We start from the raw sequence: 15113 nt of genomic DNA, 5'->3' as shown, positions 1-15113 counted from the left end.
AGTGGTATTCAAGCGCCGAGATCGACGCTCGCCTGTCCAGATCGCATCGGAATTCGTCTATCCTCGTGGTGGCTGGACCCGGGCCTTTCACTATGTGAAACACCGCGTCCGGCGATTGCCGGATTCACCTGAACGCATCGCCCGTGGGGTAGGGTTTGGAGTGTTTGCGGCCTTTACACCTTTTTACGGGCTGCATTTTGGCATTGCCGCCCTGGCTGCGCGATTGTTCAACGGCAATATGCTGGCTGCACTCAGCGGTACGTTTTTCGGAAACCCATTGACCTATGTGCCCATCGGGGTGGTTTGCCTTCAGACCGGGCATTTCCTGTTGGGCACCGAGTTTGAAGAGGGCGACACCCATGGGCTTATGGGGAAGTTCGCCAATGCGATCGGTGATCTCAAAGACAACCTGATTGCAGTATTCACCGACCGGGTGGCTGACTGGCACGGGCTGGGAATTTTCTACGACGAGGTTTTCTTTCCGTACCTGATTGGCGGCATTCTTCCCGGATTGCTGGCTGGGGTGGTTTGCTACTATCTAAGCCTGCCGCTGGTCCACACCTATCAGCAACGGCGTCGCGACAGGATCAAAAAGAAGTTTGAAGAAATCAAACGTCTGGCTGAATCCGAGGCTGCCGTTCCAGAGTCAAACCAACTAGGCTCGAGCCAGGATTTGGGAAAGGAATCAAAGGATGTCTGAGAACCGTTTGCGTCTCGGTGTGAATATCGACCATGTGGCCACAGTGCGGAATGCACGTGGTGGGGTCTATCCCGACCCTTTGCGCGCGGCCACGCTGGCCGAGCAAGCCGGTGCAGATGGCATTACTGCCCATCTGCGCGAAGACCGCAGGCATATTTCGGACGCAGATATTGACGGGTTGATGGAGGTTCTTTCGGTGCCTCTGAATTTTGAAATGGCAGCCACGCCCGAGATGCAACAAATCGCTTTGCGCCATAAGCCGCACGCGGTCTGCATCGTCCCCGAAAAGCGCGAGGAACGGACCACCGAAGGCGGGCTGGAAGTCGCGCGCGAAGAAAACAAACTGGCCCATTTCATTGCACCTTTGCGTGATGCGGGCTGTCGCGTGTCGATCTTTATCGCCGCCGACCGTCGCCAGATCGAGGCCGCGCATCGCATCGGGGCCGAAGTGATCGAACTGCACACAGGCGCCTATTGTGACGCCCATGCCGAAGGCAAACTGGATGAGGCAGCGCAAGAGCTGGAAGGCCTGCGCGACATGTCCACCTTTGCCCATTCGCTTGGCCTCGAAGTGCATGCCGGACATGGTCTGACATACGACACGGTCAAACCTGTCGCCGCTTTCCCCGAGGTGCGCGAGTTGAACATTGGTCACTTTCTGATTGGCGAATCGATCTTTTTGGGCATGACCCCCGCCATTCAGGAAATGCGCCGCCTGATGGATGAGGCGCGGGGATGATAACCTCGGGTTTCATAGCAATCTGGATCGCCTGGTTGATGGCCGGAGGCTCACCCGGTCCGGCAACCATGGGCATCGCCGGAACTGCAATGAACGAAGGCCGCCGCGCCGGTCTGGTCTTTGCACTGGGCATCTGTGCGGGGTCCGCTGCCTGGGGCATCGCCGCCGCGCTGGGCCTGTCGGCGATCATGCTGGCCAATGTCTGGGTGTTCGAAGTAATCCGCTATGTTGGTGTAGCCTATCTGGGCTGGCTGGCGCTCAAGGCCCTGAAACGGGCGCTGTCATCGGATGAGATGGCGTTGGGCAACCCGGTCACCGGCTCGCTACGCACCATCTTTGCCAAAGGCGCGGCGATTCACCTGACCAACCCCAAGGCGATCCTCAGCTGGGGCTCGATCTACGCTATCGTTGCCCCGAATGACGCCAGCTTGTCGATGCTGCTTGGCTATTTCGGCCTGCTTTACGCAGGCTCGCTGCTCATTTTCATCAGCTATGCATTCCTTTTCTCTTCCGAACGCACAGTCCGCGCCTACCGCCGCGCCCGCCGCTGGTTCGATTTTGCCTTTGCCGGATTCTTTGGGGTGGCAAGTTACAAGATTTTGACGGTGCGGTTGTCATGATCCTAGGCATCGGCACAGACCTCGCAAACATAGACCGCATTCAGGGCACGCTCGACAGGTTTGGTGACCGGTTCCGTAATCGCGTTTTTACCGACACTGAACAACGCAAGGCTGAACGCCGCGCCGACACAGCAGGCACATACGCCAAGCGCTGGGCCGCGAAAGAGGCGTGCTCCAAGGCGCTGGGCACCGGGCTTCGTATGGGGATTTCCTGGAAGGACATGGCTGTAACCAACCTTAAAACCGGCCAGCCAGTGATGCATGTGACCGGTTGGGCGGCGGAACGGCTCAACGATATGACCCCCGAGGGTCATGCGGCGATCATCCACGTCACCCTAACCGATGACCACCCCTGGGCGCAGGCCTTCGTGGTGATCGAGGCGCGCCCAATTCGCGAACGCAGCGCTCTGTCTTGACTAACCCCGCCGCGCCGCGCATGTAGCACCCCAACAAACCAAGGACCGGAGAGCAGTATGGCCGAGGACGTCAAAACCGGAAATCCCGTGTGGGAGACGATCAAAACCATCGTCTATGCGCTGTTGATCGCGGGCGTTTTCCGTACCCTGTTCTTTCAGCCGTTCTGGATTCCGTCAGGGTCGATGAAACAGACCTTGTTGATCGGGGATTTCCTGTTCGTCAACAAAATGGCCTATGGATATTCCTATGCCTCTTGCCCCAGTCTGATTATTCCAAGCGTCGGCCTCAATATCGACGCCGAGGATGTTTGTGGCTGGATGCAAAGTGATGACAACACCCGTATCTGGGCCGGCGATCCCGAGCGCGGTGATGTGATCGTATTCCGTCATCCGGTAACGGGCCGCGATTATATCAAACGCCTGATCGGCCTGCCCGGCGATCGTATCCAGATCATCGAGGGCCAGATCATCCTGAACGGTACTCCGGTTCCGCAGCAACCCGATGGCGTCTTCACCGAGGTCGCGGCGCCGCAAGGTCCGCAAGGGTTGCGCCCGCGCTGTGAAAACGGCCCGGTTGGCCGTGGTGGCGTGTGTGAGAAATCCCGCATGATCGAAACCCTGCCCAACGGGGTGTCCTATGATGTGCTCAATATCGGTAATCAGGGGTCGGACAATACCGGCGTCTATACAGTGCCCGAAGGCGAATACTTCTTTATGGGCGATAACCGCGACAATTCCAGCGACAGCCGCCTGCCGCAATCGGCCGGGGGTGTCGGATATGTACCCTATGAAAACCTGATTGGTCGTGCAGATCGTATCATGTTCTCATCCGCTGGCCGGTCGATGCTGTTCTTCTGGACCTGGCGCGGAGACCGCTTTTTTAAGGCTGTGAATTGAAGCTTTCCGCCGAAATAAAGGCGTTTCAAAAACGTCTGGGGCATGAATTTGCCAACCCCGAGCTGCTGGTGCGCGCGTTGACCCATGGATCGGTATCCTCGGCCACGCGCCCGGACAACCAGCGGCTCGAATTTCTGGGCGACCGGGTGCTGGGTCTGGTGATGGCGACGGCCTTGCTGGAGGCGGACAAAAAGGCCAGCGAAGGTCAGCTTGCCCCCCGGTTCAACGCGCTTGTGCGCAAAGAGGCCTGTGCAGATGTGGCGCTGCAGATTGATTTGGGTGCTGTACTGAAACTGGGCCGATCTGAAATGCTGTCCGGAGGGCGGCGCAAACAAGCTTTGCTTGGCGACGCGATGGAGGCAGTCATTGCTGCGGTTTATCGCGACGCCGGGTTCGAGGTCGCCAGCGCCGTTATCTTAAAGCTCTGGGGTGATCGCATCCACGATGTCGAGGCCGACGCCCGTGACGCCAAAACGGCGCTTCAGGAATGGGCGCAGGCACGGGGCCAGAAACCGCCCAGCTATGTCGAAGTCAGACGCTCTGGCCCGGACCATGCGCCGGTCTTCACCATTGCTGCGCGTCTTCAGGACGGGGCAGAAGAGCAGGCAACAGCAGGGTCAAAGCGTCAGGCCGAACAGGCGGCTGCCAAGTCGTTGCTGGACCGTTTGCAGAATTAGTCTACCGGGTAAAAACAGCCGGTCTCCTGAGGGCTGGCCGGAAATGCCTATCGGTCGAACCCGGGTCATTTCCGGTGACGGGTCGCCCACCATACCCCACCCAATGCCATCCTGAACGCATGTGCCAAAGCTGCAAATCGCTCTGGTCCGCTGCCTCTTTCTGCGATAGGGAGGCCCATCTGCAAACAGGATCAAACCCCAGATGACGACACGCGCCGGATTTATCGCCCTGATCGGAGAGCCCAACGCAGGCAAATCCACCCTTCTGAATCGCATGGTCGGGGCCAAGGTCTCGATCGTGACACATAAGGTTCAGACGACCCGCGCCCGCATCCGGGGCGTGGCGATGGAAGGTGATGCACAGCTGGTCTTTGTGGACACGCCGGGCCTTTTCAAACCGCGTCGCCGTCTGGATCGGGCAATGGTGGCCGCCGCATGGGGCGGGGCCGCGGATGCCGATGTGGTTGTCCTGATGGTCGAAGCGCATCGTGGCATCACTGAGGGCGTAGAGCGCATCCTTGAAGGTCTGAATGAGATCGGGCAAGGCCGCACCGTCGCGCTGGCCATCAACAAGATCGACAGGGTGCAGTCGGAAACGCTGCTGGCCCTGACCAGCGATCTCAACTCCCGCTATTCTTTCGCCGAGACATTCATGATCTCGGCCGAGAAAGGCCATGGGGTTGACGATCTGCGTAAATGGCTGGCAGGCGAATTGCCCGAAAGCCCGTGGCTGTATCCCGAAGACCAGATCGCTGATCTGCCATTGCGTATGATTGCTGCGGAAATGACACGCGAAAAGCTGACCCTGCGGCTGCATCAGGAACTGCCCTATCAGCTGACCGTCGAGACCGAGAATTGGGAAGAGCGCAAGGACGGGTCGGCAAAGATCGACCAGATTATCTATGTCATGCGCGACGGCCATAAAGGTATCGTTCTGGGCAAAAAGGGCGAGACCATCAAGGCCGTCAGCCAGGCGGCCCGGGCCGAGCTGGAAGAGTTCCTTGATCGCAAGATCCACCTGTTCCTCCAGGTCAAGGTCCGGCCAAACTGGCTGGAGGAATCCGAGCGCTATTCGGAAATGGGTCTGGAATTCAAAGACGGAAACGCATGACGCGACTGACGGCAGACTTCTGGGTTCACGCCTATCTGGCACGGTTGCGATTTCAGGAAATACCGGCCTTTGTTGTGGCCCATGGTGACGACACAGCCGGCGCGGTTTTGATCAAGCTCAACACGTTGGACGGTCAGGCCACAGCCTTCCAGCGCAGCTTTGATCTGATGAGCGGTGAGCGCAAGTGGGTTGAACTCTCCTCTGGTCCCGAGGCCGATGTGGACGAGGCTATCCAACGCCAGCGCAGCTTTGACCCTGACCTCTGGGTGATTGAGGTCGAAGACCGGCAGGGGCGCCATTTGCTGGGTGAGGACGGTCTGGATTAGCGGTAGTAGCACAGACGCGGTGCAGGCCTCTGCCAAAGTTATGTCATAGGTCTTGGTAAGACGGTCCATTTTCGCTATTTGTATGCGTATTTAACGGATGGTGCTGAAACGGGTTGTTGCGGCATATGTCAAGGATAGAGGTCTTACGTTGGCTGAAACATTTAGTCAGAAGTTCATAAAGTCAAACCTTGGTCTCGTGATGAAGCACTTCGAGGGTTTCATGGTATTTGTCGGCATTTTAGGCCCATTTGCCACGCTTCCACAGCTTGTGAAGCTCTTCTTTACCCACTCTCAACATGCGTCGGGCCAATCGCTGTTAACATGGTCGCTCTATGCGGCGTTGTCTTTGCTTTGGTTCATCTACGGTCTGATCGTCAAGAAGTTGCCCATCTATATTGGCAACGGCATTTCTATGGTGCTGAATCTTCTTATGGTACTGGGTATCCTGATCCACGCGGGGGTCACGTTCTGACCCAATAGGTCGACGATTTCCCGGTCTCTCTTGCAGTGGTCCCGGCTTTGCGTTCTTTTGCTCGGGCAGGACTGACCCACAAGATTGGACACGCTTTGGACTGGCGCGACCACGGCATACTTCTGACCTCACGCCGCCATGGCGAAACAGCGGCGATTATCGAAGTCTTTACCGAAGGCCACGGTCGTCATGCCGGCGTCGTACGTGGTGGAACCAGCCGCAAGATTGCGCCGATCCTGCAGCCCGGGGCGCAATTAGATGTGCTTTGGCGCGCACGGCTCGAGGAGCATATCGGCACTTTTCAGGTCGAACCCCTGCGGTCGCGGGCGGCGGCGGCGTTTTCGGGTAGGCTTGCGCTGGCCGGATTGAATGCGGTGGTGGCCCTGCTCTCGTTCTGTTTGCCTGAGCGCGAAGCGCATCCGCGCATCTATAAACAAACCGAACAGTTGATGGACCTGCTGGGTCAGGACGAAATTTGGGTGCTTGCCTATCTGCGGTGGGAATTGTCGCTGCTGGAAGAACTGGGGTTTGGCCTTGACCTGACACGCTGTGCCGTGACGGGTGTAACAGAAGGTTTGGATTATGTTTCTCCGAAAACAGGTCGTGCGGTCAGCGCTGATGGGGCAGGGGACTGGGTGGATAGGTTGCTTCCCTTGCCACCTTGCCTGCGTGGCGTGGGCGACGCGCCGGATACCGAATTGGTGCAAGGATTGTTGACCACCGGACATTTTCTAGAGAACCATGTTGCTCCGTCGTTGGGGAACAACCCTCTGCCCGGCGCACGGGCGCGGTTTATTGATCAGATCAATCGGCAGCTTTGAACACCATTTCCTGCCCGTCCTCATTGCGCAATATCAGCAGGTTCCCTGATACTTCGGATTGGGTCATGGCAAGCAGGGCGGCGAAATAGATCCCTTCTGCCTCAAGCCCGGCACAGGCGGCACGGGTTGCTGTCAGGCCGGTCAGCTCAAACCATGGATAGGGCGCATTAAGCCTGCCCGTGTAGCTGTTGCAGGGGGCGTTGCCCGCTACTTTGCCTTCTTCCAGAAATCGCAATAAGGCACTGGCATTGTAGGGTTGACCGTTGATCTCTTGCAGGGCCCATTCCCGTTCGGCAGCACCATAGGCCGCAACGGTTTCATCCTTCTGACATTGGAGTAATCCGGAAAGGGAAAGCAGCATTATGTAACGCAACATGGCAGAATTCCTGAAATCAGCGAAGAACAGTTTCCTGCGCTTGGACGCATTGTTTTGAACCGACTAGGTAAAGGATCGGATACAATGCTGACCGTTGACTTGCAAAACATCTTGGACATATTGAAAGCGAATAACGGGCCTTTCCTAAGATTTGGGCAGTTAGGTGGAATTTTTACACCGGTATCTACACCAGGTTTATTTGATTTTGACCTGATAGAATTGGAGCTTCGTAGTGAGCGGAAATGATGATGTTGGCATGGGGCGGATGCGGCCTGTAACCAAGTTTTTTATGATTTTGATCTATGCCCTCTTTCTCGTCCTGCTGGTTGAACTGCTTTCGTATTTCACCGTGGTTTATGTGTATGACAACACGCTGGGCAATACGGCAGAGCGACATCTATACTCTTCGATCCGTGGTCACAAACTGAACCCAGACTATCAGCGAGGATTTGATACTGGCGGACAGCGTATCCATTCCGATCAAGGGTTCCGCCACGATACGCTGATTGAACAGCCAAAACCCGACGACACGTTCCGCATTTTTCTGATGGGTGGCTCAACTGCTTATGCCATCGGATCGCAGGGCAGTATTTATCCTGACCACCCAACGCTCACCAATCAGGAAACGGTTGCGTATTTCCTGCAGCAGGACCTGCACGAGCGGTTGGGCGATCAGATGCCCGGTGTGACGATTGAGGTGATCAACGCCGGAGTTGTTGCGTATCACAGTTTTCAACATGTGTTGTACCTGTACGAGACGCTATATGAGTACAGCCCGGACATGATTGTGTTTCTGGATGGCCACAATGATTTTTACAATGTTGGGGTCGATAATCCGGTCCAAAGTTATGCTTACTCGTCCGCACGCATGATTGACGCCTTGAATGATCGCAAACCCTTCTTTTCAGCCTATGCGTTCCTGCGGTACCCGGCGCAGTATTCCTATACCTTCAAACTGGCTTCGAAATTTACGCAAGGCTTGTTCGACCGCTATGAAATCCCCAAAAATATCACGTATGGGGATGTTACCGCCTTGCAAAGAGACTTTTCAGCAGAGCTTGCGCAGACTGCAAAGGTCGGATTTTTGCGCAATTACAAGCTGATCGAAACATTCGGCGACTACCACGGGTTTTGCTATCACGTCTTTTTGCAGCCTGAGGTCGTCTATGAGGACACCAATGTCCTAAGCGAGACCGACCGCGAAATCGCCCAGCTCACGCGGGATTGGTACAAGCCGGGACGCGAAGATTTGATGCATCGCGCGCGGGTCGATTTCCCTGCTTTGTTTGAAGAGGCCAATGTGCCTTTCACCGATATTGCCGAGATCGGCGGCCCCCTCCACAAAGACAAGGTGCTGTATGTCGATTACACGCATCTGACGCCCGAAGGGTCAAAGCTGGTGGCTGCGCGGATGCTGCCCGTGGTGGCGGAACGGATCAGCCAGTGTAAGACCCCGTCCTAAACTCAGTAGGGTTGCTCTCCGTTTAGCAAAGCGGTGCGCACCTCCATGCGGGTACGCCAGTTGTATCGCGTATCTTCGCGCGTTGGCGCCCATGTCAGCGCGCCACTGTTGCGCCATGGGTCAAGGACGATGCCCTCGAACATCGTGTCGCCCTTTGCGCTGATCACTGCGGAATGGTGGATGATCCTCAGCGGTGTTGGCGGTGATGTAGCCCAGTGCATTTCCAGGGTGCGGAAGTTTTCGGCCCTTAAACGGCTGGTCATCGCTTCGGCCCAGTCGTTGCACAGGCCGCGCTCACGAAATCCGTTGATGACCTTGGCGTTGTGGATGATGGCCGGGTCGGTGACCTGCCATTCTCGGGCCAGACGCTGCGAATAGGTATAGGCAATGGTGGCCGCCTTCTGTGCCTCGGCTGGATCAACCTTAGGGCCCATAGAACGGATGGCGAGCGCCAGCTCGTCTATGTCGTTCTGCGTTGCGGTCGGTTGAGGGGTGGCACAGCCGGCAAGGGCCAGTGCCGCAAGCGTGGCCAGAAGGACAAGAATGGATCGGGTCATGTGTTCGCCGCTGGTTCGTGATCAATCGCTGATCTACCGGGATAATCGACGCAGTGATAGGGGGAAGTTTGTGCTGCGGCTGGTCATGGTCGAGCGTGGACATGAGGGCAGGTATCAATAATAATACTGGGAACAGAAGATTGTAGTATTGCGGGCAAAAAAAACCCGGCGCGTGCGCCGGGTCGAGTTGGGGAAACAGGATTGCCGTAACAGGTCAGCCCAGCAGACGCCGCGCGATCACCTGTGCCTGAATTTCGGCAGCCCCTTCAAAAATATTGAGAATACGTGCGTCACACAGCACGCGACTGATCTTGTATTCCAGTGCAAAGCCGTTGCCGCCGTGGATCTGCAGGCCGTTATCGGCAGCAGCCCAGGCCACGCGGGCGCCCAGCAGCTTGGCCATCCCGGCCTCAAGATCGCAGCGATGACCGTTGTCTTTTTCCCAAGCCGAGAAATAGGTCAGCTGTCGTGCGATCATGATCTCGACCGCCATCATCGCCAGCTTGCCGGACACGCGGGGGAAGTTGATCAGGGACTTGCCGAATTGCTTGCGGTCCTGCGCATATTGCATGGCGATGTCCAGCGCGCTTTGGGCCACACCGATGGCGCGGGCCGCGGTCTGAATACGGGCAGATTCGAAGGTTTCCATGAGCTGTTTAAAACCCTTGCCTTCTTCGCCACCCAAAAGGTTCTCACCCTTGACTTTGAAGCCATCAAAGCCCAGCTCGTATTCCTTCATGCCGCGGTAACCCAGCACTTCAATCTCACCGCCAGTCATGCCGGGGGTGGGGAAGGGGTTCTCGTCCGTTCCAGGTGTTTTTTCCGCCAGGAACATCGACAGGCCTCGGTGATCGGTACTGTCGGGGTTGGTGCGGGCTAGCAGGGTCATCACATGGGTCCGAGCCGCGTGGGTGATCCAGGTTTTATTGCCGGTGATCTGGTAATCGCCATGCTCATCCTTGACGGCGCGGGCGCGCAGACTGCCAAGGTCCGAACCTGTGTTGGGTTCAGTGAATACGGCGGTCGGCAAAATCTCAGCGTTGGCGATTTTAGGCAGCCAATTGGCTTTTTGCTCGTCTGTGCCGCCTGCGATGATCAGCTCGGCCGCAATTTCGGACCGGGTACCCAATGAGCCAACGCCGATATAGCCGCGCGACAGCTCTTCCGAGACCACACACATCGAGGCTTTGGACAGGCCAAATCCGCCAAACTCTTCGGGGATGGTCAGACCGAAAACACCCATTTCGGCCAGTTCCTCAATGATTTCCATCGGGATCAGCTCGTCTTTGAGGTGCCAATCGTGGGCGTTGGGTTCGACTTTTTCCTGCGCGTAGCGGCGGAACTGGTCGCGGATCATCTCAAGTTCTTCGTTCAGACCGGAAGCGCCAAACATTGTGGCACCGGCCTGATCTTCCATCAACTGAACAAGACGCGTACGGGCGGCCTGAGAGTTGGCCTGCGCCATTAGTGTCTGCACTTCTGCGCATTGAAAACCGGACAGGGCGTCCCAGCCCAATCCCATATCCTGAAGGCGCAGAACCTCACCCTGGTTCATCGGGATGCCGCCCGCGACCTGATGCAAGTATTCACCAAAGGCGATTTGGTGCAGCAGCTGTTCGATCTCGCCGAATTTGCCTTCTGCCTCCAAAGCATCGGCCCAGCGTTGCATTTGCTGCAGCGACTGGTTGTATGTCGCCAGCCATGCCAACCCATGAGCGGCGGTCTGATTGGCCTCGATCAGAGCGCCGGACACGCGACCATCTTCTGTCACCATCGCGCGGACCGACTCGCGGGCGCGTTCGAATACGGTGTCCACGGCGGGCAGAGCCGCACGTGTCAGCGTTAGAAGCTCGGGCAAAATCGCGGATGTAATCATCTGGGTCATATCCTGTCCGTCATGGGCCATGAATCAGCTTTCTCCTAAAGTCGTCTGGTCATATCATGCTGCACGTGCAGCGCAACAAAAATACGAATTATGCGACTAAAAAGTTCTAAAGTTGCTTGATCATTTTTGCAGTGCAGCACCTGTCAGGAGTGATATCAGGGAGCCATGACGTTGTTTTCTATGCTCTCTGCCCAAGAACTGCTGCTGGCCTGTGGGGTTGCCTTCATTGCCGGTTGGGTCAAAGGCATGGTCGGGTTTGCCATGCCAATGGTTCTGATCTCGGGGCTGAGCATGTTCCTTTCGCCGGATATGGCGATCGCGGGGCTTATTCTGCCAACCCTGGTGACAAATGGGGTGCAGGCATTGCGCGGGGGTGTTCCGGCCGCCGTGTCCTCGATCCGTCAGTTCCGTGTATTTCTGGTTGTCGGGTTGGTGTTTCTGCTGATTGGTGCTCAGTTGGTCAGCGCAGTGCCAGAATCAACTTTTTTGTTGATGATTGGCATCCCGGTGACAGTCTTTGCATTGATCCAAGTATTGGGTCTGCGTCTGAAATTGGCCAGCCCATCTGCCCGAATAGAAGCCATGATCGCCGCGGTTGCAGGCTTTGTCGGGGGGATGTCTGGAATTTGGGGACCACCAACCGTGGCCTATCTGACCGCCTTAAACACCCCGAAAGCGGTGCAGATGCGTGTGCAGGGGGTCATCTATGGTTTGGGGGCGTTGGGCTTGCTGTTCGCGCATATGGGCTCCGGGATTTTCCGCGCCGAAACCGCTCCGTTCTCGGCTGCTCTGGTGCTACCGGGGCTGGCTGGCATGTGGGTAGGGTTGCAACTGCAGTCGCGCATAGATCAGGCGCTGTTTCGCAAGATCACCCTGTTCGTGCTGCTTATCGCAGGGCTGAACCTGTTGCGACGCGGGCTGATGGGCTAGGCACGCCGATCTATCGCGCGCAGCGTGAAATAGAGCCCCAGCATCAGAAAGAACAGGCCCGAGATATCGCCGATCAGGAAGGCGATATATTCCAGCCCACCGCTGCCAAAAGCCAGGTTGGTCAGTACGGACACCAATACTGACGTGACGATCCCGACCCCCATCACGCAGGACCAGCATGGTTTGCGGTCCGGGTGGGGAAACAGATCGAAGCCGACCCATTTGCATAGGTAAAATACAGCAGGAACGGTTGTGACGGCGATTGCTATGGCGGCCAGACGGTTGGGCAGGAAGACGTCGCTTCCGCCGAGAAAGGCAAAGACAAGAAAGACACCGGGCAAGAGCGCAAAAATCGCCCGCCACCCCAACAACCAAGCAGAGAGCACACGCACACCATGCGGGAGAAACAGCAGGCTGGCCTTGCTGGGATATTCGGGGAAGAATACGTTCTGCAGTGGCATCAGAACCTCGAACGTAAGGAACGAGGCAATTACGTAGGCCAGTGAGGCAAAGAACGTTTCAGAGGCCCATCTGCGCACGGCGGTCAGCCAGCAATGCGCAGATCAAACGCTTTATTACTTAGGCGCATGCACAACATACCGTCCACGGTTCGCGCTACCGCTTTGTGACAAATACCCCTTCTGCACCAGCGACTTCAGCGCACGAAAAAAGGTCGGGCGCGAGACGCTTTGCACAAGCGTGTGTTCAATCAACCCAAATGTCCGAACTTCCTGGTCAGCTTTGGACAGTTCTTCGGCGGCGTAATAGATATCGCGCTCTACCGGTGAGAGTTGTTCCAGCCCCAACGTGCGCTCCATGCTTTGCATCAGTTTGCGCAGTTCGGTCAGTTTCAAGATTTCAGTCATTTCGTTACCTGTCGTTTCCCATGTCACGCGCTGCGACAAAGCAGCGGTATGAGACGAACTGAAATCTGAATGTTCAGAAAGTCTCATATTGACACTCATCCCCATTGGCATACACTTGCTATCTGATTAGGTTTCTCAATTCGCGAATGTGAGTGCGCGGCTGAGTTACCCAAGGTATTTTTAAACAACGCCCGGCGCGATTGCGTCGGGCGAATTTGTCTTAATGACATCATTGGATAGCTTAAACCGGCAAATCGGGCAACGAATTTGTAAGGACACCTTACGTTAGACGAATAAGGACGATTGCCTGCAGATGTGCTGTCCGAAAAAAGGGGAGAGGTTGGCCCCCTTTTGCAACATTAGCCGATTGCTACGGCTTTGATGTCTTCGTCGATGAAAGGCAGATACTGCTCAAAGTTTTCGGCAAACATCTGAACCAGCTTCTCAGCCTGTTTATCGAAAGCGGCCTGGTCGTCCCAGGTGCGACGCGGATCCAGCAGAACTTCGGCGACACCGGGGACGGAAACCGGCACATCAAAGCCAAAATTTGCATCCTTGCGGAATTCCGCATCCCGAAGCGATCCATCCAGAGCGGCAGTCAGCAAACCGCGGGTCGCACGGATCGGCATCCGGCTGCCAACGCCATAGGCGCCGCCAGTCCAGCCGGTATTCACCAGCCAGCAGGTCGCGCCGTGCTGGGCGATCTTGTCGCGCAGCAGGTTGCCATAGACTTCTGGGCGACGCGGCATGAACGGCGCGCCAAAGCATGTCGAGAATGTGGGTTGGGGCTCGGTCACGCCGCGCTCTGTGCCAGCAACCTTCGAGGTGAAGCCCGACAGGAAGTGGTACATCGCCTGAGCCGGGGTCAGCCGCGCAATCGGGGGCAGAACACCAAACGCGTCACAAGTCAGCATGATGATGTTCTTCGGATGCCCGCCCAACGCGCTTTTCGAGGCATTGGAGATATACTCGAGCGGATAGGCGCAACGCATGTTTGCGGTCAGCGAGTCATCTTCGAAATCCAGCTCCTTGGTCTCGGGATCGAAAACCATATTCTCGATCACGGTGCCGAATTTGCTGGTGGTTGCATAGATCTCGGGTTCGGCCTCGGCGTTCAGGTTGATCGTCTTGGCATAGCACCCGCCCTCGAAGTTGAAAGTGCCACGGTCTGACCATCCATGTTCGTCATCGCCAATCAAGGTGCGGGCCGGATCAGCGGACAGGGTGGTCTTGCCAGTTCCCGAGAGGCCAAAGAAGACTGCGGTATCAACGGGATTGCCGACCGCGTGGTTCGCCGAGCAATGCATCGGCATCACGCCTTTTTCGGGCAGCATGTAATTCAGCAGGGTGAAGACGGACTTCTTGTTTTCGCCGGCATATTCTGTGCCGCCGATCAGAATCAATTTGCGGTCGAAGTTCAGTGCGATCACTGTCTCGCTACGGCAGTTGTGCTTGGCCGGATCAGCCTGGAAGCTGGGACAGTTGATGATTGTGAAATCCGCGATGAACTCATCCAGGTCTTCACGATCCGGGCGGCGCAGCAAGTGACGGATGAACAGATTATGCCATGCCAGTTCGGTGACCATGCGCACATTGATCGAATAAGCGGGGTCGGCGCCACCGACCAGATCCTGCACAAAATAGTCACGACCCTTCATGTGCTCGATCATATCGGCATAAAGCGTTTCGAAACCCTCGGGACTCATCTCGGCGTTGTTTTCCCACCAGATCGAATCGGCGACACTGTCGGTGCGGACAACATGTTTGTCCTTGGGAGAACGGCCAGTGAACTTGCCGGTACTGACAAGAAAAGCTCCGCCATTGCCAAGTGTACCTTCACCCCGCTTGAGGGCTTCTTCAATCAGTGCCGGTTCCATGAAGTTGTAATAGACATTGCCCAGACCCTCGATGCCCTGATCTTCGAGGCGGAATTGCGGGTTCACCCGTCCAGATGTCATGTGTGTCTTCTCCTGTGGCGGCGCGGCGGCAGATTGGCCAAGGTGCGCTCTTGGGGCAGTGTACCGGGAAAACCGGCGATTGGGCGGGTCTTATCATGGTCGTTTAGGGCGTGAACAGGACGGTTTGGCGCAGTTAGCGCAACCAAGTTCAGGTTTAGCGCCACCATGTTTTTTCTGCCGGAAATACAGACACTTTTCGAAGACCATTAACGGCTTTTTTGCCGCATGTGTGTGACAACAATCGCACGATTCGTAGATGGTGATTGATTCGCGGCCATAAAAACGACAAAAATGCCCTAC

At 56.5% G+C, this 15113-nt stretch carries 18 protein-coding genes; 12 read left to right on the top strand and 6 right to left on the bottom strand.

Annotated elements, in window-relative coordinates; genetic code table 11:
* Position 1: 1 nt before the first annotated feature.
* From AC2FIP_RS18585 to recO, 10 genes are all read left to right on the top strand, one after another.
* The gene (locus AC2FIP_RS18585) at positions 2 to 700 is read left to right on the top strand and encodes a DUF2062 domain-containing protein (RefSeq protein ID WP_142639238.1); all 699 of its coding nucleotides are present in this window, start codon (positions 2 to 4) and stop codon (positions 698 to 700) included.
* Positions 693 to 1439, top strand: a complete 747-nt coding sequence (locus tag AC2FIP_RS18580; RefSeq protein WP_281995877.1) for a pyridoxine 5'-phosphate synthase — start codon at positions 693 to 695, stop codon at positions 1437 to 1439. The genes AC2FIP_RS18585 and AC2FIP_RS18580 overlap by 8 nt, the downstream gene beginning before the upstream one ends.
* Positions 1436 to 2059: a LysE family translocator gene (locus AC2FIP_RS18575; RefSeq protein WP_271951355.1), complete on the top strand. Its 624-nt coding sequence runs from the start codon at positions 1436 to 1438 to the stop codon at positions 2057 to 2059. Before AC2FIP_RS18580 ends, AC2FIP_RS18575 begins: the two co-directional genes overlap by 4 nt.
* Complete coding sequence (gene acpS / locus AC2FIP_RS18570) at positions 2056 to 2475, top strand: holo-ACP synthase (RefSeq protein ID WP_142639245.1); 420 nt, start codon at positions 2056 to 2058, stop codon at positions 2473 to 2475. The genes AC2FIP_RS18575 and acpS overlap by 4 nt, the downstream gene beginning before the upstream one ends.
* A gap of 57 nt (positions 2476 to 2532) precedes the next feature.
* A complete protein-coding gene (lepB, locus tag AC2FIP_RS18565; RefSeq protein ID WP_271951346.1) occupies positions 2533 to 3372 on the top strand; it encodes a signal peptidase I in 840 nt (279 codons plus the stop codon).
* The gene (rnc, locus tag AC2FIP_RS18560) at positions 3369 to 4049 is read left to right on the top strand and encodes a ribonuclease III (protein WP_142639249.1); all 681 of its coding nucleotides are present in this window, start codon (positions 3369 to 3371) and stop codon (positions 4047 to 4049) included. Before lepB ends, rnc begins: the two co-directional genes overlap by 4 nt.
* A 202-nt stretch (positions 4050 to 4251) precedes the next feature.
* On the top strand, positions 4252 to 5160 hold the full coding sequence (gene era, locus AC2FIP_RS18555) for a GTPase Era (RefSeq protein WP_496787656.1): 909 nt from the start codon (positions 4252 to 4254) through the stop codon (positions 5158 to 5160).
* Entirely contained in the window at positions 5157 to 5486 is a 330-nt protein-coding gene (locus AC2FIP_RS18550) for a DUF1491 family protein (protein WP_496690317.1), read from the top strand. Before era ends, AC2FIP_RS18550 begins: the two co-directional genes overlap by 4 nt.
* A 97-nt stretch (positions 5487 to 5583) precedes the next feature.
* On the top strand, positions 5584 to 5958 hold the full coding sequence (locus AC2FIP_RS18545) for a SemiSWEET transporter (RefSeq protein ID WP_496787655.1): 375 nt from the start codon (positions 5584 to 5586) through the stop codon (positions 5956 to 5958).
* Positions 5959 to 6053: 95 nt separating this feature from the next.
* Positions 6054 to 6779, top strand: coding sequence for a DNA repair protein RecO (gene recO / locus AC2FIP_RS18540; protein ID WP_496787653.1), 726 nt, complete (start codon positions 6054 to 6056; stop codon positions 6777 to 6779).
* Here the strand turns inward: recO and AC2FIP_RS18535 are convergent.
* A complete protein-coding gene (locus AC2FIP_RS18535) occupies positions 6763 to 7155 on the bottom strand; it encodes an META domain-containing protein (protein WP_142639257.1) in 393 nt (130 codons plus the stop codon). The genes recO and AC2FIP_RS18535 overlap by 17 nt on opposite strands.
* A 232-nt stretch (positions 7156 to 7387) precedes the next feature.
* Between AC2FIP_RS18535 and AC2FIP_RS18530 the strand changes: the two genes are divergently transcribed.
* Positions 7388 to 8617 carry an SGNH/GDSL hydrolase family protein gene (locus AC2FIP_RS18530; protein ID WP_496787652.1) on the top strand — a complete coding sequence of 410 codons (1230 nt, stop codon included), beginning with the start codon at positions 7388 to 7390 and terminating at the stop codon, positions 8615 to 8617.
* Positions 8618 to 8619: 2 nt separating this feature from the next.
* On the opposite strand, the gene AC2FIP_RS18525 is transcribed toward AC2FIP_RS18530, so the two are convergent.
* The gene (locus AC2FIP_RS18525; protein ID WP_496692201.1) at positions 8620 to 9174 is read right to left on the bottom strand and encodes a hypothetical protein; all 555 of its coding nucleotides are present in this window, start codon (positions 9172 to 9174) and stop codon (positions 8620 to 8622) included.
* A 214-nt stretch (positions 9175 to 9388) separates the two neighbouring features.
* Entirely contained in the window at positions 9389 to 11080 is a 1692-nt protein-coding gene (locus tag AC2FIP_RS18520) for an acyl-CoA dehydrogenase family protein (RefSeq protein ID WP_496787651.1), read from the bottom strand.
* Between the two features lie 144 nt (positions 11081 to 11224).
* Here AC2FIP_RS18520 and AC2FIP_RS18515 point away from each other — a divergent pair, with 144 nt between their 5' ends.
* Complete coding sequence (locus AC2FIP_RS18515) at positions 11225 to 11989, top strand: sulfite exporter TauE/SafE family protein (protein WP_496787650.1); 765 nt, start codon at positions 11225 to 11227, stop codon at positions 11987 to 11989.
* Here AC2FIP_RS18515 and AC2FIP_RS18510 read toward each other — a convergent pair.
* The 3 genes from AC2FIP_RS18510 to AC2FIP_RS18500 all read right to left on the bottom strand — a co-directional run bounded on the left by AC2FIP_RS18510 (position 11986) and on the right by AC2FIP_RS18500 (position 14813).
* A complete protein-coding gene (locus tag AC2FIP_RS18510) occupies positions 11986 to 12528 on the bottom strand; it encodes a hypothetical protein (RefSeq protein WP_271951321.1) in 543 nt (180 codons plus the stop codon). The genes AC2FIP_RS18515 and AC2FIP_RS18510 overlap by 4 nt on opposite strands.
* 36 nt (positions 12529 to 12564) lie before the next feature.
* Positions 12565 to 12942 (bottom strand): hypothetical protein, encoded by a 378-nt coding sequence (locus AC2FIP_RS18505; RefSeq protein WP_246097302.1) that lies wholly within the window; start codon positions 12940 to 12942, stop codon positions 12565 to 12567.
* Between the two features lie 272 nt (positions 12943 to 13214).
* Positions 13215 to 14813: a phosphoenolpyruvate carboxykinase gene (locus tag AC2FIP_RS18500; protein WP_142639267.1), complete on the bottom strand. Its 1599-nt coding sequence runs from the start codon at positions 14811 to 14813 to the stop codon at positions 13215 to 13217.
* Positions 14814 to 15113 lie beyond the last annotated feature (300 nt).

Source organism: Ruegeria sp. CDSB114 (genome assembly GCF_059611025.1).
The sequence above is the reverse complement of the archived record's forward strand: the minus strand, read 5'-3'. Positions and strand labels throughout refer to the sequence as shown.

Bases quoted from the DNA above. Each gene is read 5' to 3' on its own strand.
- era (WP_496787656.1), top strand. From the start codon at position 4,252: ATGACGACACGCGCCGGATTTATCGCCCTGATCGGAGAGCCCAACGCA.
- AC2FIP_RS18535 (WP_142639257.1), bottom strand. From the start codon at position 7,155: ATGTTGCGTTACATAATGCTGCTTTCCCTTTCCGGATTACTCCAATGT.
- AC2FIP_RS18550 (WP_496690317.1), top strand. From the start codon at position 5,157: ATGACGCGACTGACGGCAGACTTCTGGGTTCACGCCTATCTGGCACGG.
- lepB (WP_271951346.1), top strand. From the start codon at position 2,533: ATGGCCGAGGACGTCAAAACCGGAAATCCCGTGTGGGAGACGATCAAA.
- AC2FIP_RS18515 (WP_496787650.1), top strand. From the start codon at position 11,225: ATGACGTTGTTTTCTATGCTCTCTGCCCAAGAACTGCTGCTGGCCTGT.
- acpS (WP_142639245.1), top strand. From the start codon at position 2,056: ATGATCCTAGGCATCGGCACAGACCTCGCAAACATAGACCGCATTCAG.
- AC2FIP_RS18500 (WP_142639267.1), bottom strand. From the start codon at position 14,813: ATGACATCTGGACGGGTGAACCCGCAATTCCGCCTCGAAGATCAGGGC.
- AC2FIP_RS18545 (WP_496787655.1), top strand. From the start codon at position 5,584: ATGGTGCTGAAACGGGTTGTTGCGGCATATGTCAAGGATAGAGGTCTT.
- AC2FIP_RS18580 (WP_281995877.1), top strand. From the start codon at position 693: ATGTCTGAGAACCGTTTGCGTCTCGGTGTGAATATCGACCATGTGGCC.
- AC2FIP_RS18505 (WP_246097302.1), bottom strand. From the start codon at position 12,942: ATGAGACTTTCTGAACATTCAGATTTCAGTTCGTCTCATACCGCTGCT.
- AC2FIP_RS18520 (WP_496787651.1), bottom strand. From the start codon at position 11,080: ATGGCCCATGACGGACAGGATATGACCCAGATGATTACATCCGCGATT.
- AC2FIP_RS18575 (WP_271951355.1), top strand. From the start codon at position 1,436: ATGATAACCTCGGGTTTCATAGCAATCTGGATCGCCTGGTTGATGGCC.
- AC2FIP_RS18525 (WP_496692201.1), bottom strand. From the start codon at position 9,174: ATGACCCGATCCATTCTTGTCCTTCTGGCCACGCTTGCGGCACTGGCC.